The sequence below is a fragment of the Qipengyuania proteolytica genome (assembly GCF_019711565.1).
Classification (GTDB): Bacteria; Pseudomonadota; Alphaproteobacteria; order Sphingomonadales; family Sphingomonadaceae; genus Qipengyuania; species Qipengyuania proteolytica.
This window is the reverse complement of sequence record NZ_JAIGNN010000001.1, coordinates 45,204-66,938: the sequence shown is the minus strand read 5'-3', so window position 1 is coordinate 66,938 and position 21,735 is coordinate 45,204. Positions and strand designations below refer to the sequence as shown.

The 21,735-nt window shown below is 59.9% G+C and carries 19 protein-coding genes; 13 read left to right on the top strand and 6 right to left on the bottom strand.

The genetic code is table 11. The features are described from left to right. The first annotated feature begins 20 nt into the window (after positions 1-20). Genes K3172_RS00230 through K3172_RS00190 form a run of 9 tightly spaced genes read left to right on the top strand, consistent with a single transcriptional unit; the run spans position 21 to position 9,981 of the window. Positions 21-365, top strand: coding sequence for a TrbI F-type domain-containing protein (locus K3172_RS00230; protein ID WP_345725557.1), 345 nt, complete (start codon positions 21-23; stop codon positions 363-365). Next, entirely contained in the window at positions 362-883 is a 522-nt protein-coding gene (locus K3172_RS00225) for a S26 family signal peptidase (protein ID WP_221586486.1), read from the top strand. Before K3172_RS00230 ends, K3172_RS00225 begins: the two co-directional genes overlap by 4 nt. Next, a complete protein-coding gene (gene traW / locus K3172_RS00220) occupies positions 880-1,518 on the top strand; it encodes a type-F conjugative transfer system protein TraW (protein ID WP_221586485.1) in 639 nt (212 codons plus the stop codon). Before K3172_RS00225 ends, traW begins: the two co-directional genes overlap by 4 nt. Next, entirely contained in the window at positions 1,515-2,528 is a 1,014-nt protein-coding gene (traU, locus tag K3172_RS00215; protein ID WP_034921364.1) for a conjugal transfer pilus assembly protein TraU, read from the top strand. Before traW ends, traU begins: the two co-directional genes overlap by 4 nt. Next, positions 2,525-3,277, top strand: a complete 753-nt coding sequence (trbC, locus tag K3172_RS00210) for a type-F conjugative transfer system pilin assembly protein TrbC (RefSeq protein ID WP_221586484.1) — start codon at positions 2,525-2,527, stop codon at positions 3,275-3,277. Before traU ends, trbC begins: the two co-directional genes overlap by 4 nt. Beyond that, positions 3,274-5,004 (top strand): conjugal transfer protein TraN, encoded by a 1,731-nt coding sequence (locus tag K3172_RS00205; protein WP_221586483.1) that lies wholly within the window; start codon positions 3,274-3,276, stop codon positions 5,002-5,004. Before trbC ends, K3172_RS00205 begins: the two co-directional genes overlap by 4 nt. Further along, entirely contained in the window at positions 5,001-5,831 is an 831-nt protein-coding gene (locus tag K3172_RS00200; protein WP_247717877.1) for a conjugal transfer protein TraF, read from the top strand. The genes K3172_RS00205 and K3172_RS00200 overlap by 4 nt, the downstream gene beginning before the upstream one ends. Continuing rightward, a complete protein-coding gene (locus tag K3172_RS00195; protein ID WP_221586482.1) occupies positions 5,821-7,257 on the top strand; it encodes a conjugal transfer protein TraH in 1,437 nt (478 codons plus the stop codon). The genes K3172_RS00200 and K3172_RS00195 overlap by 11 nt, the downstream gene beginning before the upstream one ends. 12 nt (positions 7,258-7,269) lie before the next feature. After that, a complete protein-coding gene (locus K3172_RS00190) occupies positions 7,270-9,981 on the top strand; it encodes a conjugal transfer protein TraG N-terminal domain-containing protein (protein ID WP_221586481.1) in 2,712 nt (903 codons plus the stop codon). Here K3172_RS00190 and K3172_RS00185 read toward each other — a convergent pair. Continuing rightward, positions 9,978-10,187 (bottom strand): hypothetical protein, encoded by a 210-nt coding sequence (locus tag K3172_RS00185; RefSeq protein WP_221586480.1) that lies wholly within the window; start codon positions 10,185-10,187, stop codon positions 9,978-9,980. The genes K3172_RS00190 and K3172_RS00185 overlap by 4 nt on opposite strands. Positions 10,188-10,330: 143 nt before the next feature. Here K3172_RS00185 and K3172_RS00180 point away from each other — a divergent pair, with 143 nt between their 5' ends. From K3172_RS00180 to K3172_RS00165, 4 genes are all read left to right on the top strand, one after another. Continuing rightward, on the top strand, positions 10,331-10,690 hold the full coding sequence (locus K3172_RS00180; RefSeq protein ID WP_221586479.1) for a helix-turn-helix domain-containing protein: 360 nt from the start codon (positions 10,331-10,333) through the stop codon (positions 10,688-10,690). After that, on the top strand, positions 10,687-11,988 hold the full coding sequence (locus tag K3172_RS00175; protein WP_221586478.1) for a type II toxin-antitoxin system HipA family toxin: 1,302 nt from the start codon (positions 10,687-10,689) through the stop codon (positions 11,986-11,988). Before K3172_RS00180 ends, K3172_RS00175 begins: the two co-directional genes overlap by 4 nt. 70 nt (positions 11,989-12,058) lie before the next feature. Further along, positions 12,059-12,769, top strand: a complete 711-nt coding sequence (locus K3172_RS00170) for a PD-(D/E)XK nuclease family protein (RefSeq protein ID WP_221586477.1) — start codon at positions 12,059-12,061, stop codon at positions 12,767-12,769. Between the two features lie 12 nt (positions 12,770-12,781). After that, on the top strand, positions 12,782-13,396 hold the full coding sequence (locus tag K3172_RS00165; RefSeq protein WP_221586476.1) for a hypothetical protein: 615 nt from the start codon (positions 12,782-12,784) through the stop codon (positions 13,394-13,396). A gap of 38 nt (positions 13,397-13,434) precedes the next feature. Here K3172_RS00165 and K3172_RS00160 read toward each other — a convergent pair whose 3' ends face one another. The 5 genes from K3172_RS00160 to K3172_RS00140 are packed head-to-tail and all read right to left on the bottom strand — an operon-like array spanning position 13,435 to position 21,692. Then, entirely contained in the window at positions 13,435-16,641 is a 3,207-nt protein-coding gene (locus K3172_RS00160; RefSeq protein ID WP_221586475.1) for a type I restriction endonuclease subunit R, read from the bottom strand. Then, a complete protein-coding gene (locus K3172_RS00155) occupies positions 16,641-18,428 on the bottom strand; it encodes a GmrSD restriction endonuclease domain-containing protein (protein WP_221586474.1) in 1,788 nt (595 codons plus the stop codon). Before K3172_RS00155 ends, K3172_RS00160 begins: the two co-directional genes overlap by 1 nt. Beyond that, entirely contained in the window at positions 18,425-18,817 is a 393-nt protein-coding gene (locus tag K3172_RS00150) for a hypothetical protein (RefSeq protein WP_221586473.1), read from the bottom strand. Before K3172_RS00150 ends, K3172_RS00155 begins: the two co-directional genes overlap by 4 nt. Beyond that, on the bottom strand, positions 18,814-20,130 hold the full coding sequence (locus tag K3172_RS00145; protein WP_221586472.1) for a restriction endonuclease subunit S: 1,317 nt from the start codon (positions 20,128-20,130) through the stop codon (positions 18,814-18,816). The genes K3172_RS00150 and K3172_RS00145 overlap by 4 nt, the downstream gene beginning before the upstream one ends. Next, entirely contained in the window at positions 20,130-21,692 is a 1,563-nt protein-coding gene (locus K3172_RS00140) for a class I SAM-dependent DNA methyltransferase (protein ID WP_221586471.1), read from the bottom strand. Before K3172_RS00140 ends, K3172_RS00145 begins: the two co-directional genes overlap by 1 nt. Between the last annotated feature and the right edge of the window lie 43 nt (positions 21,693-21,735).

The window sequence follows — 21,735 nt, the reverse complement described above, 5'->3', positions numbered from 1 at the left end:
AATCTTTTAATCGCCCGCTGGTGCTCAGAATTCTTGGCGTGCTCGCGCTCGTGGTCGGACTGCTCTGGGCGGCCTGGGTCAGCCGCGAGCTGTCCGAGCCGCGCCAGCAGATCGTCACGGTCCGGCTTGCCGAGACCATCGCGGGTTTCGTCGATGCCGAAGCGCGCGGGCAGCAGGATCCCGAAGCAAGTCAGGCGCGCGTGCTCGCCTTCCTCCAAGCGTCCGAGCGTGCCGTTGCAGAAATGGGGACCGATGGCCGCGTGGTGCTGGTCGGCGAAGCGGTGCTCGCAGGAGATGCCCCCGATGCCACCGACGAACTGCGCATGCGGATCGCCCGCCAGCTTGGGCAGGGAGGCCGTCAGTGACGCACTTTGCCGCTCGCATTGCGCGCACGATTAAACGGCCGCTCGTTCTGACCGCGCTGGTGTTGGTGCCGCTCGGATGGGGCGCGGTCGACGCCTTCGCGAAAGACCATGCCTTCCTCATCAATGCCAGCCCGAGCCTGCCCAACTGGGCATTCTGGCTCGACAAGCATGCGCGGATCGAGCGCGGCAGCCTGATCTTCTTCGAGCCGCCAGCAAGCAGACTCGTCGAAGTGCATTTCGGGAAAGGCGCGCAGCTCTTCGGCAAGCGGGTGCTGGGCGTGCCGGGCGATGTCGTGAGCCACCGCGATCACGAGGTCTTCATCAACGGTCGCAAGATCGCCGCGCGGCTCGATGCGACCCATCTCGGCATTGCGCTTCACAAAGGCCCCGAAGGCACGATCCCCGATGGCTGCTTCTACACCGGGACCAGCCATCCCCGCGGCCTCGACAGCCGCTACGCCGAGATCGGCTTCGTCTGCCGCGGGCAGATCCTCGGCAGCGGGAGGGCGATCCTGTGAGCAAGCTCATCCTCCCTGCAGCGCTACTTGCAGTCCTGCTCTGCCCTGCCGAGGTGCTGGCGCGCGACTATGGCCAGCGCGGCACGGTGTTTCCCGTGATCGAGCGCGACCTCCTCGAACAGATCCATTCGCGCCTGACGCAGATGGAACGATCGGGCGAGACCGCGCGGCTCAATGAAGACCTGAAGCGCCGCACGATCGCGCGGGTGAACCGGCCCGACCCCGTCGCCGGGATCGTCCGGGCCAGCGAAGCGCGGCGCTGGCAATTCAATCCGACGATTACGCTCGCTGCCGATATCCGCGGGGCAAAGGGCGAGCTGATCCATGCCGCTGGCACGAGGGTCAATCCGCTCGACAGCGTCGGCCTTCGCGCCGATCTCCTGTTCCTCGACGGCGACGATTCAGACCAGCTCACCTGGGCGCTCAAGCAGGACGCCAATGCCAAGCTGATCCTGGTGAAGGGCGCGCCGCTCGAGCTGATGAAGGCCCGCCAGCGCCGCTTCTATTTCGACCAGGGTGGCAAGCTAACGGAGAGGTTCGGGATCAGGTCGGTGCCCGCACGCGTGCGCCAGCAGGGCCGCCTGCTCGAGGTCAGCGAAATCGCGCTGCCACCGAAAAGGAGGACAGCTCAATGACGCGCTTAAGAAAGCTGGCGCTCGTGCTGGCCGCCATACTTGGTCTCGCCACCGCAACGCCCGCCATGGCCGATGCCGGTCCGGGACGCTGCACCGGCAGCTTCGTCAACCCGATCACCGACATCTGCTGGTCTTGCCTGTTCCCGATCTCCATCGGCGGGCTTGACATCTGGCCGTCGAGCCGGCCCGATCCCGATAACCCCGATCTGCCGGTGTGCCTGTGTGGTCTGAGGCCAGGGATCGCGATGGGCTTCTGGGAGCCGGTGCGGCTTGCCGATGTCAGCATGAAGCCGTGGTGCTTCGTGAACCTTGGCGGCATGAAACTCGATCCGGGCTTCGATATCGGCTTTCGCTCGATCTCAGGTCCATCGGCGGTGGGCGGCGCGAGCCAGTATTATTCGAGCTGGCATGTCCACTGGTATGCCTATCCGCTGATCTACTGGATGGAGATCGTCGCCGATTTCCTGTGCCTGGAATCGGGCTCGATCGACATTCTCTACATCTCCGAGATCGATCCGCTGTGGCAGGATTCCGAGCTCACCGCCATCATCAACCCCGAAGCCGTGCTGTTTGCCAACCCGCTGGCGCTCGCTGCCTGTGCGGCCGACTGCGTCGCCTCGACCGCAAAGCTGCCGATCGACGAGATGTTCTGGTGCGCGGGCTGCCAGGGGTCGATGTATCCGATGAACGGCAACGTTTCGGCCTCCATCGGGCACGTCCAGGCCTCGCGGCTCGTGCTCTCGCGCTTTGCCTACAAGCTCCACCGCGAACTCGTCTCGTGGGGGACGATGGGGTCCAAGGGCCTGTGCGGCAAGTACCTGATGCCGGTGATGCGCAAGCAGCAATACCGCTTCCAGGCCACCAACCCCAACCCGGCGACCTCGGGCCGTTACGCCTGCCCGCCCATCGGCGCCTCCACCACCTTTCAATCGGCCGGACAGGTCATCCCCGCCATCGGCGAAGACATGGGATACTTGGTCTGGCGCAAGCGGAACTGCTGCGCGCTATGAACAAGCACCTCCTCCTTTTGCCCGTCGGCCTTGCGGTCACCCTCGGTGGCCTCGCTCTCGCCCAGAGTGCGCCCGAAGGCATCGACCTCGAAGCGATCCGCGAGCGTGCGGTCGAACACGCCGAGGATGCGCAGGCGCTCAGCACCAATGTCCGCCAACGCGCCGAGGCACTGACCGAGGATGCACAGGCTATCCAGGCGCAAGCGCGGGCCAATCGCGCGGACTATGCGGACAGCATCAAGGCAATCGAGACCGACGCCGTCCTCGACTTCGACGCGATGATCGCGGGGCAAGCCGCCGCAGAGAAGGCATCGCTGGGGGGAACCCCACGCTTCATTGCCTTTGCCAGCCTGTCGATGCCGCCCGAGGCGCTCAAGGCGCTGGTCCAAGACATGACCAGGGCGGGAGGCGTCACCGTGCTGCGCGGTTTCCCGCAAGGAAACAGCGAGGCGTTCAAGAAGCGGCTCGCCGCCATCTGGAACAGCCGCGACGCGGCCGGTTCGCTCGGCATCGATCCGCGGCTGTTTCGCGCATTCAACATCGAGGCCGCGCCGAGCTTCGTCATGCTCAGCACCGAGTTCAGCCCATGCGACGGGTTCGATTGCACCAGCGAGGTGCCGCCGCACGACCGCGTCGCCGGTAACATCAGCGTGGGCGAAGTCCTCGAGACCTTCGCCTCGGGCAAGGGTCCGGGCGCCGAGCTTGCTCGCCTCCATCTGCGCCAGCTCTCCAGGGAGGAACGACCATGACCGGCAGAACCCTCGCCATTCTCCTTGCCGCACTCGTCGCACTCACAAGCGCGGCTTCCATTCACGCTCAGACCCGCGACGAAGCCAGGGCCGACGGCAAGGACTTTGCCACCGATCTGCTGGGCGAGGCGCGCGAGGCAGCAACGACCAATCCCGACGCGGCGCGCATTCCCAATTTCGATCCGCAGGCGACGCGCGACCTGCAGGACCTTGCGCGCGATCCCGACCAGATCGAGGCCCGCGCCCGCAGCGCGGCGACGACCAGCACGCCGATGCGCACCATCCGCGACAGCATGGCCAATCGCGCAAGGTTCGAGCCGAACGAGATCGAGGACGTGATTGCCCGCAGCCTCGCGATCAACGAGACGCCGCTCGACTACACCAGCGGCATGGCAATTTCGGGCAGCCAGGGATCGTGCGTTCCGCTGCCGCCTGGTTCGGGGTCGGCGGGCACCTATACCGCGACCTGCAATACGGGCACACGGATCGATCAGTCGGTGGGCCAATGCACGGTGCCGCTTGTCGCCGCCGTCAGCCAGCGACCGCAGTATCATTACCTTTGCAACCGCTTCGGCGATTTCAACGGCTCGGGCGAGCCCGAATGCGCCGGCTTCGACGGCTATTCCTGCCGCGTGACAGGACGGCGCGACACTTGCCTGCAATGGAGTTCGTCGGGCGGACGGCCCTGGTGTTCCGAACCGGGAGATCCCATCTCCGAACTGACCTGCGATGATCAGGTGCCGGGGCAAACACCCTACATGATCACGACAGCGGTCACGGTCACGACCGCACCCAACGAAAGCCAGTGCACAGGTATTGCGGACAATAGCGATTGCACGCTGGACGCAGAGATCTGTACCGATAGCGATCCGCAGACCCGTGTGGTCGATGGCGTTGCTGTCACACGCCCCTGCTGGGAATGGCAACGCAGCTACACCTGCATTGCGCGCGAAGCGGCGACCGACTGCTCCGACATCGAAAGCCAGGGAACCTGCCGCTTTGTCCGTGAGGAATGCCTTACCGACGAAGACCCCTGCGAGACTTGGGAGCGCATCTACGAGTGCCCGCTTCCCGGTACCGACAGCTCCACCCAGTATGTCTGCGACGGCGATGTCTATTGCATCGACGGCAGCTGCGAGACGATCGAGCGCACTGCGAACGACGAGTTCAAGGATGCTGTCACCGCGCTCCATGCGATGGACGAGGTCCGCGGCCAGTTTGATCCCGAGACGCTGACGCTGTTCCGCGGCACGCGTAACACCTGCTCCTCGAAGGTCTTCGGCGTGCTCAACTGCTGTAAAGGCAAGGGCTTCCCGCTCATTCCCGGCATCAGCCTGCTGGTCGCGCTTGGCTGCAGCCGCGAGGAGGTGCTGCTCCACGAACGCGATGCGCAAGGGCTGTGCGCTTATGTGGGGACCTATTGTTCGGACAAGTTCCTTGGCGTCTGCCTGACGAAGAAGAAGGTCTACTGCTGCTTTGAGAGCAAGCTCTCGCGGGTCCTTCAGGAACAGGGCCGCCGCCAGCTGCCCAAGCCCTGGGACAAGCCCAAGGAAGAGCAGTGCGAGGGGTTCACTCTCGACGAATTCGCCCGGCTCGACCTCAGCCAGATGGATTTCAGCGAAGTCTATGCCGAGTTCACCGAGGCTGCACGGCTCCCCGACGAGCTCGAAACCAGCATCCTCATCCAGCAGAAAATCGAAGACTATTACGCAAGGAGTGGCCAATGACGCGCCGCCAATCACTGCCGATGCTGGCCCTCCCAGTATTGGCCATGTGTCTCGCTGCACTGCTTCCCGTTCGGGCAGTTGCCCAGGAAGCGCGCCAGGCAGAGCCAGCTGCCTCGGCAGACAGCCTCTACTGCGAGCAGCGCAGGCTCGGCTACTGGTTCTATTGCGTAAAGCCGGTGCCCGCAGACGAGCCGCAGATGGCGCAGCCACCGGTCCAGGTTACCGCCGCGCAAGAACTCGACGCGGTCACGGGAGAGCTGCGCGAACTCAAGGCGCGCGCGATCCTCTATCCGACGCCGGAAAACGTCACCGCCTATATCCGCTTCCAGCGTGTCCAGCTCGACCGGGCTTCGTTGTTCTCCGATGTCTGGCAGCGCGCGATCTGGCAGGATCCTGAGCTCGACTACACGCTCGAGCGACCCGTCGGCGCGCTCGCCAAGAAGCAATGGCAGGACGCGCGCGCTGCCGACCGCGATGCGGTGATGGCCAGGCTCTCCGAGCGCTATGGCCTGTTCTACTTCTTCGCCCAGACCTGCGGCGCCTGCGAAGTGATGAGCCCGATCGTGCGCTCGGTAGCGGACCGCTGGCATATCACGGTCCGGGCGATCTCGACCGATGGCGGTCCGTCCCGTCACTTCCCCGACTACAAGGTCGAAAGCGGTCAGCGGCCGCGCATGGGGCTCGAACCCGGCATCACCCCGGCGCTCGTGCTGTGGGACAGCGTGGCCAGGCGCCCGATCCCGATTGGATACGGCGTGCTCTCGGCCGACGAGCTGCAGGACCGCATTTACCTCCTCACCTCGAAGGAAGCCGGACATGATTACTAGCATCCGCAATGCGGCGCTCACCATAGCTGCCGCCAGCATGGTCGCGTCGCCTGTCGTCGCAAATGTCGGCGACAGCATGGACCGCTTCATGGACGACATGGGCGCGGCGGCCAATGTCACCGGGCCGAGCGCGTTCGAAGGACAGTCGGCGGGCTATTACAGCCTCGGCAATGTCTGGACGCGCTTCCCGCAGAAGACGACCAACATCGCCAATCTCCAGCTTCCGCGTGCCCGCGCTGGTTGCGGCGGTATCGATATCTTCGCCGGATCCTTCTCTTTCATCAACGCAAGCGAGATGGTCGCGCTCTTGAAGGCCGTCGCGAACAATGCGGTGGGGTTCGCCTTCAGCCTCGCGATCGATACCGTTTGCCCCGAGTGCTCGAAGATCATGCAGGAGTTCAGCCAGAAGGCGCAGCTCATGAACAACCTCTCGATCAACTCCTGCGAGATGGCGCAGGGGCTGGTCGGCGGCGTCTGGCCCAAGGGCGATCTCGCCGACAAGGCGATCTGCGAAGCGATCGGCAACTCCGAAGGCATCTTCACCGACTATGCCGCTGCCAAGCATGGTTGCGGAACGCGCGGTCAGCGTGCGTCGACCAACGAGGGTGCCGGCGCCGACTATGCCGACATCAATCCCGGTGTGCCGCGCAACTACACCTGGCATGTCCTCAAGCAGAGCGCCTTCTTCAACCCGGGTGGCACCTTCGACCGCGATCTTGCCGAGTATGCGATGACGCTCATCGGCACGGTGATCTACGTGCCGCCCCGCGACGACGAGCCGGGCAAGTTCGTGCCTTTCGCGGGCGACGCCTCCTCGACGCTCGTCACCGCGCTGCTCGACGGGACACAGGGCCAATCGGTGCGGGTGTTCCAGTGCGACGAGCCCGACCAGTGCCTCAACCCGACTTTCCAGCAAATGAGTCTCACGAGCGCGAAGGCCATCCGGCCGCGCGTTGGCCGGCTCATCGGCAGCATGGTGGAGGCCATTCGCAGCGATACCGCGATTGGCGACGAGGAGAAGGAGCTGCTCCAGGTGGCATCGGTGCCGCTCTACAAGATCCTCACCGTGCAGGCGGCCTATGGACGCGGGATGGCAACAGACGACCGCGACACACTGGCCGAGATCGCCAGCATCGATCTTCTCTATGCCATCCTCGAACGCATCACCGCCGAGGCCGGACGCTCGATGGCGAGCTTCATTGCGGCCGATGAAGCGAAACTCGCGATCTGGCGCGCGCAGGTCGCCGAGGTCCGGTCAAGCCTCGCCCAGCGGCAAGCGACCGGGCAAGCCCGGGTCTCTGCGATCATGCAGATCATCGAGAAGACGGCGATGATCGAGAATATGCTCGCTGCCTCGATGTCGCCGTCGATGGCCGCCGCGCTCGACTGGTCGCGCGGGATGCAGTCCCGCTCCATCGTTCCATAAGGGTCAGGCAGCATGGTCGAGATTTTCACGGTCGGCGGCGGCGAATATATCGTCAATGTCCTCAACGCCGTTGCCGCCTGGACCGGTGCGGGCGGCTACAAGAGCCTGATCCAGGTCGCGCTGGTAATGGGCATGGTGCTCGCGGTCATCGTGGTCGCGTTCAACCAGGACTGGCGCGCTTGGCTCAACTGGTTCCTCGGCGCGACGCTCATCTACATGTGCCTGATGGTGCCGCGCATTGACGTCCATGTGACCGACCGGGTCAATCCCAGTCTTGCACCGGCAACGGTGGCCAATGTCCCGCTCGGGCTTGCCCTGATGGCAAGTTTCACCAGCCAGGCGGGGGACTATCTAACCCGCTCGGCCGAGCTCGTATTCGGCCTGCCGGACGACCTCAACTACTCGAAAAACGGCATGATCTATGGCGCACGGCTGCTTGAATCGACGCGGTCGTTGCGCATTTCCGATCCGGAGTTTGCTGCGAACTTCGACGAGCATGTCCGGCAGTGCGTGTTCTACGATCTGCTGCTCGGCCGCTACTCGATGAAGGAGCTGTCCGAGAGCGATGACATCTGGGCTACGATCGCACCGGGTAGTGCGGCGCGCGCGCAGAAATTCCTGACCCGGCAGGCCGACGACAGCGTGACGGCCTCGATCATCACTTGCCGCGAGGCCTACACCGCGCTTTCGGGCCAATGGGCGGGCCTTATCGACGAGATGACGCTTGTCGCTGGACGCCAGCTCTATCCGCGCCAGACCGAAGCGCTCGCCAAGGCCAAGCTCATGGCCGATCTCCCGATTGCTTACCAGTATCTCACCGGCATCTCGCGCAGCGCGAGCGACATCTTCCGCCAGGTGCTGACGATCAATGCCATGAACCAGGCCATGCACGGCTTTGCAGGGGCGAGCGGCACGGGCAGTATCGACGTCTTCGCGCAGACCCGGGCAGATATTCAGACCGAGCGGACCTATTCCTCGATCGCGCACAACGCGATGAAATGGGTCCCGATCCTCAATGTCGTGCTGACGGTAGTGTTCTACGCGCTGTTCCCTGTCCTGTTTCCACTGTTCCTGATGCCGCGGACCGGACCCATTGCATTGAGAGGTTACGTCACCGGCTTCTTCTACCTTGCGGCGTGGGGACCGCTCTTCGTCATCCTGCACATGATCCTGATGTTCAAAGGCGCGGGCGATGTCGCCGCCGCTGGCGGCAGCACAGGCCTCAGCCTCACGACCTTTGCCGGCATGAGCGAAGTCAACAGCGATATCGGCATCTTGGCGGGCTATCTCGTCGCCTCGATCCCGTTCCTTGCCGGCGGGGTGGCGCGCGGTGCGCTCGCGATTTCGGGGCAGGCGACGAGCTACTTGAACCCGAGCCAGAACGCGGCGGAGGAAGCCTCGCGCGAAGCGAGCACCGGCAATGTCTCGCTCGGCAATTCGAACATCGACAATTCGACGGTGTTTTCCCGCCAGTTTGCCCAAGGCAATCTTGCCCCCAACATCGCCTATGGCGCGGCCCAGACGCGTGGTTTCAGCGACAGCGGTACACAGACCACAAGCTTCCCCGATGGCGAGTTCGCTGCAGTCCCGAATTCAAGCTATCCGTTCACGCCGACACTGGGGCAGGACTTCACCGGACGCCTCGGAACGATGGCGAGCCAGAGCCGGACGCAGAGCGAGACCTATGCCAACCTCGCCCAGCAATCGACGAGCTCTGCGCTCACCCGGTTCAGCGAGATCCGCAACGCCTACAGCCAGGGTCAAAGCTCCGACACGGTCAGCGGCGTCGGCACGAACGACAGCATCGGCACGGCATTCAGCGAAGTCGACAATGCCTCGAGGACGCTGCAGCAGCAGTTCGGCCTGTCCCGGCGCGCGTCTGACGACATCACGGTTTCATGGTTTCTCAACGGCGATGCATCTTTGGGTCTCAAGGGAGAAAGAGGCCCTGGCACTGCTCAACTTGGCGTCAGGGGAGGCCGAAATCAGAGCTGGACGGACAGCGATATCGGGATTGCCTCGGAAGACCGCGGCAGGATCATGGGAACGCTGCGCCAGCTTTCCGACAGTCGCAACTGGTCGAACACGCGTGAAGGTTTCTTGCGCGAGACGAGCTCGAGCTCAGTATCGCAAGTATCGACCAATTCGTCGGGTCTCAGCCGATCGCTGACTGAAGCCGAGAGCTATACGCGAGAGTCGCGTCGGGCCGAAGAGATGGCCAGCCGCCTCGAGAACCAAGCCAGCTGGTACGAGGCCAACAGCGCCGCAGGCACGCTGAACCTGAGCCAGGCTTATCGCGAATGGGGCATGGCCGAGATCGAAGCCAATCGCGACTATTATGGACCGGTGCGCTTCGACGACATCGAGTTCCAGATGAGCGCGCGCGGCCAGCAGCTTCAATCTCGGTTTGTTGAAAGCTATGCTGATCGGCTGCAGGACGACATCGAAGCCGACCTTTCACTGCCGGACTTCGCTCCTGTCAGCCGCCCCGGGATCGGAGGTGCTGGGCAGGTGCGAGCTAGGGGAGCTGTAGGTTCTGCGGGTGGTCCCTCAATGCCCGATGCTCCTGATCGGTCTGGCATCACGGATGAAGTCGAGCGGGTTCGTCGGCAAGGTCGCGGGCGGATCGGAACAGTGAGAGGCTACTTGGATGGCCAAACAGAAGGCGCCACAGGCGCGAGCGAGGAGGCGGCAGATGCAATAAAGGAGTGGCAGCGCCCTTAAAGGATCACATCGTTGACGATTACGAACGCAACAAAAGCAGCCAGCGCCACGAAGATTGCGATGAGCTTGATCCTGCCCCACGGGTCAGCCCAGGCCTTCTTCCATGAGTAGGACGTGAGGCGATTTTCGGAGATGGCACGGTCGATCTCTCGCAAGCCTTCCCAGTCACTCTTGTCGTTGTGAACTTTCTCGTCTTTCATTTTCATCACTCCGACCTACATAAAGTAGCAAATTTGATGCATTATCGGTGATAAGCCAATTTACGTCTCGATATTGACACATTAAGCACCTTCATGTAAAGACGCAAAATCGCTACACAAAGCTCCATTTCGGAGATAATGTCTCGATAATGCCACATTATGATTCACCAGATCTGCGCCCTCTCTCGGTGCTGCTATCCGACCTCGGGAAGCAGATCGAAGCATATCGCATATCACGCAATCTCAAGCAGGCCGAGCTTGCGGAAATGGCAGGTATCTCGCGTTCAACGCTCGCCCGCCTGGAAGCCGGTAATGGCGGGACCATCGATAGCCTCGCCAGGATAATGCGTGCGCTTGAAATTGAAGACCGCCTCCTGGATGTCATGCCAGACGCCAAGCTGAGCCCGCTCGATCCCCGGTCTGCCACCGGCAAGGCGCGGCAGAGGGTGCGCAAGTCTTCTGAAGGTGAAGCTGGCGAGGAATGGAGCTGGGGTGACGAGGCGCCATGACGCGTGCCGTAGTCAATCTCTGGGGCCGTCAGATCGGCGCCGTCCTGTGGGATGAGGATCGCGATGTCGGGGTTTTCGAATACACTCCGGAATTCAGCCGCAGCGGTATCGAAGTCGCCCCGCTCACAATGCCCCTGCGAAGTGGCGTCTACGACTTTCCCGCGCTGAATTACGAGACCTTCAAAGGGCTTCCGGGCATGCTGGCCGACAGCCTACCCGACAAGTTTGGTAACGCCCTGATCAACCGTTGGCTTGCCGAGCAGGGCCGCACAGCCGACAGCTTCGATCCGGTCGAGCGCCTTTGCTATACCGGTCGCCGAGGCATGGGCGCGCTCGAATTCGAGCCTGCTACCGGTGAGCGCCGTGAACAGGGTCGGCCGGTCGATATCGCGCCGCTTGTCGAGCTCGCCAATAGGGTCATTGCCGCGCGCGAAGAACTGGCCGGTGTGCTCAAGGGAGAGGATGACCACCGCGCACTCCAGGAGATCCTGCGCGTCGGGACCTCTGCTGGAGGTGCCCGGGCCAAGGCCGTCCTCGCCTGGAACGAGGCGACCGGAGAATTCCATTCAGGGCAGCTGACTGCAGGGCCCGGCTACATGCAATGGCTGGTCAAGTTCGACGGCGTGTCGGGCAATGCTGACAAGGAACTTGCCGACCCGATGGGCTTCGGCCGGCTTGAGTACGCCTGCTATCTGCTAGCCCGAGAGGCTGGCATCGACATGGCTCGCTCTCGTCTGCACGAAGAAGGTGGCCGGGCGCATTTCATGACCCAGCGCTTCGACCGCACGCCTGACGGCAAGAAGCTCCACATGCAGTCGCTTTGCGCGATGCGCCATTTCGATTTCAACCTCGCTCGGGCCTATAGCTACGAGCAGGCGATCGAGACCATCCGCATGCTCGGTCTCGGACGCGAAGCGATCAAGGAGCAGGTGCGCCGCGCGCTGCTCAATGTCTTCATTCGCAACCAGGACGACCACACCAAGAACATCGCCTTCCTGATGGATAGCTTGGGTCGCTGGAGCCTCTCGCCCGCATTCGATGTCGTCTACGCCTACAATCCTGACGGCGACTGGACCAACGAACACCAAATGTCACTTGCCGGGAAAACCGATGGCTTCGAACTCGAGGACCTACTTACTTTCGGAAAGTTCGCTGACCTAAAAACAGGCGAGATCAAAGCCATGATCGAAGAAATCAAAGGGGCCATCGGCAACTGGGAGAAGCACTGCGATGTAGCGGGTGTGCCTAATGAAATTGCGCAGAGGGCGATGCGCGGCTTTCGTTCAAGCATTCGATAGCAGGACTGAATTTCATGGAAATCGTTGAAACGAAATCGACTTCGGCCAACTGTGCAGGCAGAAGAATACGATGAAACAGCATCGTCAGATCAAGCTTCCGGAAGTCGCAAGACTGCAAGAAGCCTTTCTGGCTTTGCGCCCTTTGGTGCGCGGCGGGCTGCCTCGTGCTCCGAAGCAGACTTACCACCTCAAAAACCTTGAGAGTGCATTTGGGGAACTCCGAACCGGCCTTTCTCAAGCGAGAGACGAGGGTGGACTTGTCAATCCATGGTCGATTTCAGGACTCAAGCGCGACGAAGTCAGAAATGCTGCTGCTCTCGCTGGAATATGGCTTCCTGAGTTTGGCGGGGCCGCTTCAAGGCGCTTCTTGGCAAATGTTCTGAATGCCGCATTGCCAAGCGAAGAATGGAGCGAGGAGCTCGCTGAGGGCTACCGGATCGAAACCGAATTCAGCCCGATCGGGGATATCTCTGATCGAGTGGACCTTGTCATCGAGTCCCAGAATCATCTGGTCGGAATCGAGGTGAAGATCGACGCAACGCTCGGTCACCAGCAGCTTGAGAGATATTCGGCATCCATGGATCGCCGGGCGTCGATCACAGGCAAACAGTCGCACGTTTTCCTCCTTGCCCCGTTCGCAAGCCCGAACTCACAGACACCTTCCATAACCTGGAGGGAGATTTCGCGCTCCGCGAGAGCCTCAGTCGAAGGTAGGCTGCGACACCGCTCATTCGCAGAGCATCTCATCGTCAGTTTTGGCGATCACGTGCACGCCTTTTAGGATCTGAAGATCATGAGCGAGACTTCTGTCGGTAAATTGATCGTTCGGCACATTGAGGAGTTGGAAGCAGCTCTCCGCTTCGTAAGAGGGTCGATGAGCCAGTCGCTCGGCAACGCCGTCGCCGATCTAATAGATGATCGCAGGCGAGCCCTAGATTGGGATGGCGAGGTCAATCGTGACCTCAACGAAGGATTCTGGTTTGCGCCAAGCGAATGGCGAACTGCGAATGACGATGAGGAAAATTACGACCTTTACGTCGAATTCGAGGAGGCAGATTGTCTCGATGGGGAGGAAGCGGAGACCTGGATTGGTGCCTTCTGCGGCTTTGCTGGAGCAGGAATTCGTCTCCGCCTGAAAACCAACGCACTTGGTCAGCGTGACTGGAAAACGCTGCTTCGTACGGAAGCCAAAGTCATTGACCAGCTCGTAGAAGGCGGTTTTTTATGCGACCCAAAGAAGGGCGAACTTGCAGCTCTCATTTCGATTGAGAGAGACAAGCTAGCAGAAGCATTTGCTGAGGAGGATTTCGACGAAGCTCTGCAGCCCGTTGGCTGGGCATTCGATAGAATAGCCAATCAGCGGTCGACCTTCGATGAGCTCGTCGAAGCGATCAGGAAAGTGCGCTGACACGGGCATCCTCATTGTTTCCGTCAACGGTGGCGAATCTATCTCCAGCTCGCAGCAAGCAGCTCAGCCTGTTCAATGACGGTTTTCACAGCGTCATCCTGCAAGTCCGGGGGAAATCCATACTTGCGCAGGATGCGCTTCACGAGAACGCGCATCCGAGCACGAGCTGATTCTCGCCGCGCCCAGTCCACGGTTGCATTCGAGCGAAGGCTCCGCACCAATTCGGCGGCAATAACTTTGAGGCTGTCATTACCCATGACATCAACGGCACTTTCGTTATCCGCCAACGCCTCGTAGAAGGCCATTTCTTCCTGGCTAAGGCCATCTGCGTTGCCTTGCTCCATTTTCTCACGAATGTCCTTCGCGAGCTCAATGAGAGCTTGGATCACTTCCACAGTGCTGATTGCATTCGTGTGATAGCGGGCAATGGCATCATTCAAACGCTCTGAATATTTGCGGCTTTCGACCGCATGGGTTTTCGAGCGGGACCGGATTTTGTCGGCGAGGAGCTTCTTCAAGGCTTCGAGGGCAAGGTTTGGGCGCTCACTGCCTTTCATTTCTGCCAGGAACTCGTCTGACAGAATCGAGATGTCCGGAGTTTCCATGCCGGCAGCCTTCAGGATGTCGACAATGTCTGTGGACACCACGGAACGGTCGATGAGCTGCTGGACCGCGAACTCTCGCTCGCGCTTGGAGAGTCCACTGGTGGCGCTCTTGACCAGCGCGGCTCTGACTGTCTGATAAAATGCCACCTGGTCGCGAATGGATTTTGCTTCATCGCTTGCAGAAGCCAAAGCGAAAGCCTTGCTTAAGCTCAGAACTGCGTCCTGATAACGGCGATGTGCAGCCTTTTTCGCATCGTCGCTCGTCTGACGTTGAGCGTCTTCGTGCTGACGGGCAAGAATCCACTCGATGGCCTGCGCCAGACACTTCAAGCGTTGTGCTGGTGTGCCCGCGATGCCCGGACTGCAGTCAAAGCCTTCAAACATCGCTTGCACGACATCGAACTTCTCGAGCATCACTCGAACCGCGAGTTTTTCGTCAATACCGGTCTGTTCGCGATCCGAGGGCGAGTAGACACCGAGCGCCGCTTTCAAATTCTGAGCGATGCCGATGTAGTCAACAACGAGCCCTGCTTCCTTGTCGCGGAACACCCGGTTGACCCTAGCAATAGCCTGCATGAGGCCATGTCCCTGCATTGGCTTGTCGATATACATTGTGTGCATCGACGGGGCATCAAAACCGGTCAGCCACATATCTCGAACGATCACGAGTTTGAGCGGATCGTCGGGCGCCTTTGCTCTTTTGGCCAGCTCATCGCGCCTCGCTTTGCCGCCGATGTGAGCTTGCCATTCCTGGGGATCTGATGCGCTCCCGGTCATAACGACCTTGACCACCCCTTCCTTGTCATCGTCGGAATGCCATTCGGGTCGGAGCGCAACAATTTCATCGTAGAGTGCGACACAGATGCGCCTGCTCATGCAGACCGCCATCGCCTTACCGTCAAGAGCTTCAAGACGCCTCTCAAGGTGCTCGACCAGATCGGCTGCAATCATCTTGAGGCGTTCTTTCGAACCGACCAAGCGCTCTACGGCAGCCCAGCGTGCCTTCAGCTTCTCTTGGCTGGCCGTATCCTCGTCCTCGGTGAGCTCCTCGATTTCCTCGTCGAGCTGAGGAATTAGGTCTTCGGGCAGTTCGATACGAGCAAGCCGGCTCTCGTAGTAGATTGGGACCGTCGCACCATCCTCGACCGCCTGGCTGATATCATATATGTCGACATAGCCGCCAAACACAGCGGGAGTGTTCACGTCGTTCTGCTCAATCGGCGTTCCGGTAAAGCCGATGAAGGACGCGTTTGGCAGAGCATCCCTAAGGTACTTTGCATGACCGTAACTGCGCTCACCTGATTTCTTGTCAATGCGAGCCTTGAAGCCATACTGAGAGCGATGCGCCTCATCGGCAATCACGATCACATTTTGCCGATCGCTGATTGCCGGAAGCTCGTCACCCTCGGCGGGCGCAAACTTCTGAATGGTCGTGAAGATCACGCCGCCCGAAGCTCGGTCGAGTTTCTCGCGCAAGTCATCTCGGCTGTCAGCCTGGATCGGTGCTTGCCGAATGAGATCGCGACACATTGAGAATGTCGAGAAGAGCTGATCGTCGAGATCGTTTCGGTCGGTGATGACCACGATAGTCGGATTCTCAAGTGCAGGCTCTCGGACCAATAGTCCGGCATAGAATGCCATAAGCAGGCTCTTGCCTGAGCCTTGCGTATGCCAAATAACACCGATGCGCCTATCGCCGTCCCTTGCTTGGGGTGCATCGTCCAAGCGATAGTCGGATTGCTCAACCAGCTTGTGCCGTTCGCCGGTCGTCGTGGCGTAGGGTAGAGCGCGAAGTGTAGCGTCGAGCGCATTCTGTGCCGCGAAATACTGATGATAGCCTGCGACGATTTTCACAATCCCGGAGCCTGTTTCTCCAAAGACAGTGAAATCACGAACCAGCTGCAAAAGTGCGCGGCGGCAGAAAACGCCTTTGAGGACCGTTTCGAGCTGCGGATCACTGGTTGGAGCGAGAGTTTCGCCGTCGGTTGATCGCCACGGCATGAACCTTTCTTCGTCTGCGGTCAGAGATCCGACGCGCGCCTTGATGCCGTCAGAGGTGACGAGCAGCGCATTGGTGCGAAACAGTGATGGGATTTGCGACTTATAGGTCTGAAGTTGGTTGAATGCCCCATGCAGAGTTGCGTTCTCATCGCCGGGATTCTTCAATTCGATCACGCCTAGAGGCAGGCCATTGACGAACAACACAACGTCGGGTCGACGAGTATGACCGTCCTCGATGACGGTAAACTGATTGACTGCGAGCCAGTCGTTATCTCCGGCTAAGTCCTCGAACGAAAGGAGCATGACTCGATCGCCCCGGATGCCTTCGCCATCATGGAATTCGACAGGCACGCCTTCGACGAGCAAACGATGGAGACGCCGGTTCTCCTCAACGAGTGACGGCGTTTCGCTCGCCAGGACACGGCGTAGAGCCTCGTCGCCTGCATCAGACGGCAAAGCCGGATTGAGGCGATCAATTGCCTCGCGCAACCGATCGACCAGGATTGTGTCACCAAACGACGGCCGGATCGGCTTGGCACTGTCAGGCGCTACTTCGATTCCGTAGGCAATTTGCCAGCCGATCTCGCCTAGCCATTCGAGCGCGGCTTCCTCGACATGAGATTCGGCAAGCTTGCCCATCAACCGAGCTTCTCGAAACCTTCGCGAACGATCCGCGCCATGCGCTTGCGCCGCTCACCAAGGAACTCATCATAGGGCATGGCTTGCCATTCGTCGGGCAAAGCATGCAGACGGTGCATCGTCTGCCAATCATTATCGCTAAACCGTGTCTGCAATTCCGGAACGTAATCCGACGGCGCCTTATCGCTGATATCGATATTGTCCGGCCACTCCACCAAGGCGTAGTTGGCCATTTGATTGCGCGATCGCTGGTCCTCGACCCCTTGCTTTTCCAACCACGCCTTCGGGAAAAGATGGTGGCGTTCAAGCGCCTTCTTGGTCGCTTTCACGGTCGGGTCGAGCATGTCTGCCACGGTCTTGTGCGAGAAAAGCACAGGTGCACCCAGCCGGTTCTGGGCAGCGAAGAACGCAAACAGTTGCGGGTTGCGCGCCGAGGAACTGTCGAACTCGGAAGGCAGAGTAATCTGCCAATAATCGTTAGTCAGTTCGCTCGTAATCTCTCCATCCAACCAGCTCATAAAAGCGTCACCCGTGCTAATCTCACGAATGCGCGCAAGATCACCGTCCATGACGGTCTCCGGGGAGCTAGTGTAGCGCCCGGTCAAGGATGCAAAGAAGAACCACCGGCCAATGGCCTTTTGGAGTTGATGTTCGGCCAGTCCGAAACGCACCTTACCGATGAGGTAGAAGGCATAGCCAAACAGGAGCGCGTTGACCGACGAAACAAGCTCTCCGCTGCGGAAACCCGCCCCCACTAGCGCTTTGAAATACTGGTGCCAGTTGTTGAGGTTCAGGACGTGGGTCTGTGCTTCGGCAAGCACATCGAACTGGTCCTGCCTGCGCTGGGGATCGTATTCGCCGGTGTCCGGATCCTTGCCGCGCAAGACCTGATAGACGCTCTTCAAGCGACCGCGGTTGAATGCGAGAGCCACGGCAACACGCAAAAGTTGGTCGGGGTCTGGCTCGAGAAAATGATTGAACGGTGACGTGTCCGAACCTTTTGCAGGCACGCGAGCTTGCCGGCAGAATGCCTCAAGGTCGGCACGACCTTTATCCCAGAACACTGAAAGCAAAGTCAGAATGAAATCGGCTTGGTTCAGCTTCACACCTTCGCTGTTGATCCGGACGAAGATGTCCGCGACCTGCTCTTCATCTACCGACTGAGCGATTTCCAGGGCCGTGAACGGATACTTCTGCAGATCGAACAGCCGATCGAGGTTGTGAGCGATATGCTCCTCTTCCTCGTCGCTGAGTTCGGATTTCTCGGCGAGCTTATCAATGAAGCTGTTCACCAGCTTCCGGCTCGAAGCCCCAGATGACCACAACTCAGAGATATTGGGGATCCACTCTGCATCGCGGCGAATGGCAGCGTCGGCCACCTCAAATTTTCCGTCGCGCGGCCGGAAGGCGATCTCGATCTGACGGAAGGCGTAATTCTCGTCCAATACCTTCTGCCCGCGGAATACAGCGTAAAGAGAGGTCAGGCGCTGCTGGCCATCAACAATAAGACGTGCTGGTGCCTCGCGCTGTTTGTCGTCCATACCGATCTGCTTGGCGCCGTTGGTCGCGGTATTCTCCCAAAACAGCAGGTAGCCAACGGGAAAGCCGCGATACATTGAATCGAACAGATCGCGGACCTTTGCGTTCTTCCAAACAAACGGTCGCTGGATATCGGGTAAGCCAATATCGCCCACGTCGATGAAGTGAAGCAGGCTGGAAAGGTCGTAATCGACGCGCTTGAAACAGGTCTTTAACTCACTCACGCCCACCCCCTGCTGCGTAGTCAATATTTTGCGAACTTGCTTAAATCGCGATCAATCGCAATACTTGGCAAGGATTTACGGACGGCCGTTGCTATGTCGCCCGGATCATCTGCGCCGTCGGCAAGCGCAATTTCCAGCAGCTCGCGTTCGGACTGATCGAGTTGGTTGATGTGCCGCGCTATCATGGGATCGACGGTTTGGTCGAATGCCGCTTCCAGCATCGGATGCGGGCCTTCCTGCACCTCTCGGCAATACTCGTCCCAGACGGACTTAAACCGGTAGTCGCCTCCAAAAATGCCGCTGGCGGGCATACGCTGCATAGCGTGGATCACTTTGCGCGCGAGATCCTGGATGCGGGCATCGGAGAAGCGCCACGCTGCTTTCCACAGTGCCGAGTCCAGATCGTCGCTCATGCAGCGGAAAGCTCTTCACTCGCCACATCTCCGACGCGGATTTCGCCAGACATCAGCTTGGGGAGCAGCAGGTCGCGGACTCGGACGAGTGTTCGGCCTTCACGTTCATTCGCCGATATCTTCGCGTAGCAGACCGACGCCAAACTGGTGAATGCCTCGACCACATTCATTGGCGGTATTGCTGCAGGGGCCTGATGAATATGATTGCGATTTAAGGTGGGGACCGCAGATCCAGCGTTGAACGCTGCAATGTCAATTTCTTGAAGCGTGAACATCGCATGCAGAGGCGTGGAATTCGGATATGCTTTTATCCAGAGTGACGTATTTAGTGGCCAAAAGTCGCCTTCAACATAATAGACACCACCAAGCACGCCGCTGCGTCCGGTGCAAACGCCGGGACCTTCGACCCTCGACTCGTTATGAGTCCCGCTTGGTCCGCTGGCAGCAATCACCGGGTATGGACCATCGGTGCGCTTGGTTTTCGGAAGATCGAAGCCACGCTGCAGAACGAGGAGGTCGCTCAATACACCAGTTTTCCATCCCTCCGGAACTCCGTCCTTTAGGCCGTTGGGGAAGAGGGACCAGAGGTCTGGCGCGAGATAGGGGGCGTCCCCGGCCATCTTAGCTTTCACCGGGCCGAAATCGACGAACCAGTCGCGGAACAGCGCCCGCGCTTGCGCTTCCAGCGTCTCGTTAATCCGCCGATTCACCTCGATCTTGTCGTCGAGCGCCGCGAGCGTGTCTGCAATCGCATCCTGCACATCGCGACTTGGCAGACAGATGTGGAATGCTTTCACTTCGGGAAAATAGATCGTCGGATGCACACTCCCTACCGCGAACATCCGGAGCGCCCTAGTTTCGGAAAGCAGGGCGTATTTCAGAAAATCTGGATTCAACTCGTCGCTGCAGACCCAATTTACGAAGTCCTGGCTAGTCGCCATTGGGCGACCCATTTTGATCACGTATCCGACGGACGCGGTTCGAGAGAGGCAAACGGTGCCGGCGGGGCAGATACGTGCTGAGGAATTCGCGATGCCCAGAGCGTTAGTATATTCGTTTGTCTCGAAAATTTCGCGCCCATGGTTTCCAGTAGCATCTTTGATGCCTAGCCAAGGAACGTCGCCACCCCAATACTCGGACACGCGCCTGCTCGGCGTGTGTCCGCTTTCCAGTCGCGCTAAACTTGAAAGGCGCTTCCAGCTCCAACCGGGAGCAGCGGGTAGTCCAGGATCCCCCACTGAAATGCAACGATCCCCCGGAATGATCGCATTTGTAGCGTCTCGCCCCCCCGTCTGAGTGTTTGCTCGCGCCATCAAATGCTCACCTGACCAAGGCGTGCGCGGATGACATTTTCAAGGCGCTCGCTTTCCGCAAATTGTTCCTCCAGCGTCGCCTGCAACGCCGCGAAGCGCTCGGGAAACGGCACGCCGTCATCCTCGACATCTTCCGCGCCGACATAGCGCCCCGGGGTCAACACATAGCCGTGCTTCGCCACCTCTTCGTGGCTCGCGGAATAGGCGAAGCCTGGCACGTCCTCGTAATCCTCGCCTTCACGCCAGGCATGATAGGTATCGGTAATCCGTGCAATATCTTCGTCCGAGAACTCGCGCCTTGTGCGATCGATCATGTGCCCGAGCTTGCGAGCGTCGATGAACAGAATTTCACCGCGGCGGTCACGCAGCTTGGTATCGCCGACCAGCCCATTGGACTTGTCCTTGGCTAGGAACCAAATACAAACTGGAATTTGTGTTGAGTAGAATAGCTGGCCAGGCATAGCGATCATGCAGTCGATAACGTCACCTTCGATCATGGCCTGTCGAATTTCGCCCTCACCACTCTGCGTAGAGGACATGGACCCGTTGGCCAGCACCACGCCAGCCGTGCCTGCCGGCGCAAGGTGATGAAGGATGTGCTGCAGCCAGGCATAATTCGCATTGCCAGCAGGCGGTGTGCCGAATTTCCAGCGAACGTCTTCCTTCAGTCGGTTGCCTCCCCAATCCGACACATTGAATGGCGGATTGGCGAGGATGTAATCGGCGCGCAGATCGGGTAGTTCGTCGCGGTGGAAGCTGCCGTCGCTGTTCCACCGAATGTCGGCGTCGATTCCGCGTACGGCCAAATTCATCATACACAGCCGCCAGGTCGTATGGTTTGATTCCTGACCGTAAACGGCGATGTCTCCGATGCGCCCGCCGTGGTTCTCGACGAACTTTTCGGACTGCACGAACATGCCACCTGACCCACAACAGGGATCGTAGACCCGCCCATCGTGCGGCTGCAGCATCTCGACCATCGTCCGCACAACCGAGCGCGGCGTATAGAACTCACCGCCACGCTTGCCCTCAGCGCCGGCAAATTCGCCAAGGAAGTATTCGTAAACCCGTCCCAGGATATCTCGGCTCTGACCATCGTCAGATTTGAAGCCAATCCCGGAGATGAGATCGATGAGTTCTCCGAGCATTACCGGATTGAGAGCGGGACGCGCGTAATCTTTAGGCAAGACCCCTTTGAGCGAGGGGTTGACCTTCTCGATTTCGACCATGGCTTCGTCGATGAGCTTGCCTATTGTCGGCTGCTTGGCGTTGGCTTGTAAGTGGCTCCAGCGCGCCGGCTTGGGCACCCAAAAGACATTGTCGGCGCGGTATTCGTCTTCGTCCTCGACGCCTTCAGGATAGTCCTTTTCGAGCTCAGCGCGCTTCGCCATGAAGCCATCAGAGATATGCTTCAGGAAGATGAGCCCCAGAACAACGTGCTTGTAGTCGGACGGCTCCATGTTGGCGCGGATCTTGTCCGCAGCTTTGAATAGCTCGGCCTCGAAACCCAGATCGCCACCCTTTGGACTGGCCTTCGCTTTTTTGGTGCCGCCCTTACTCATTTCCGATCATCCGAATTCCACACTCCAAGAATATCAAACGCAG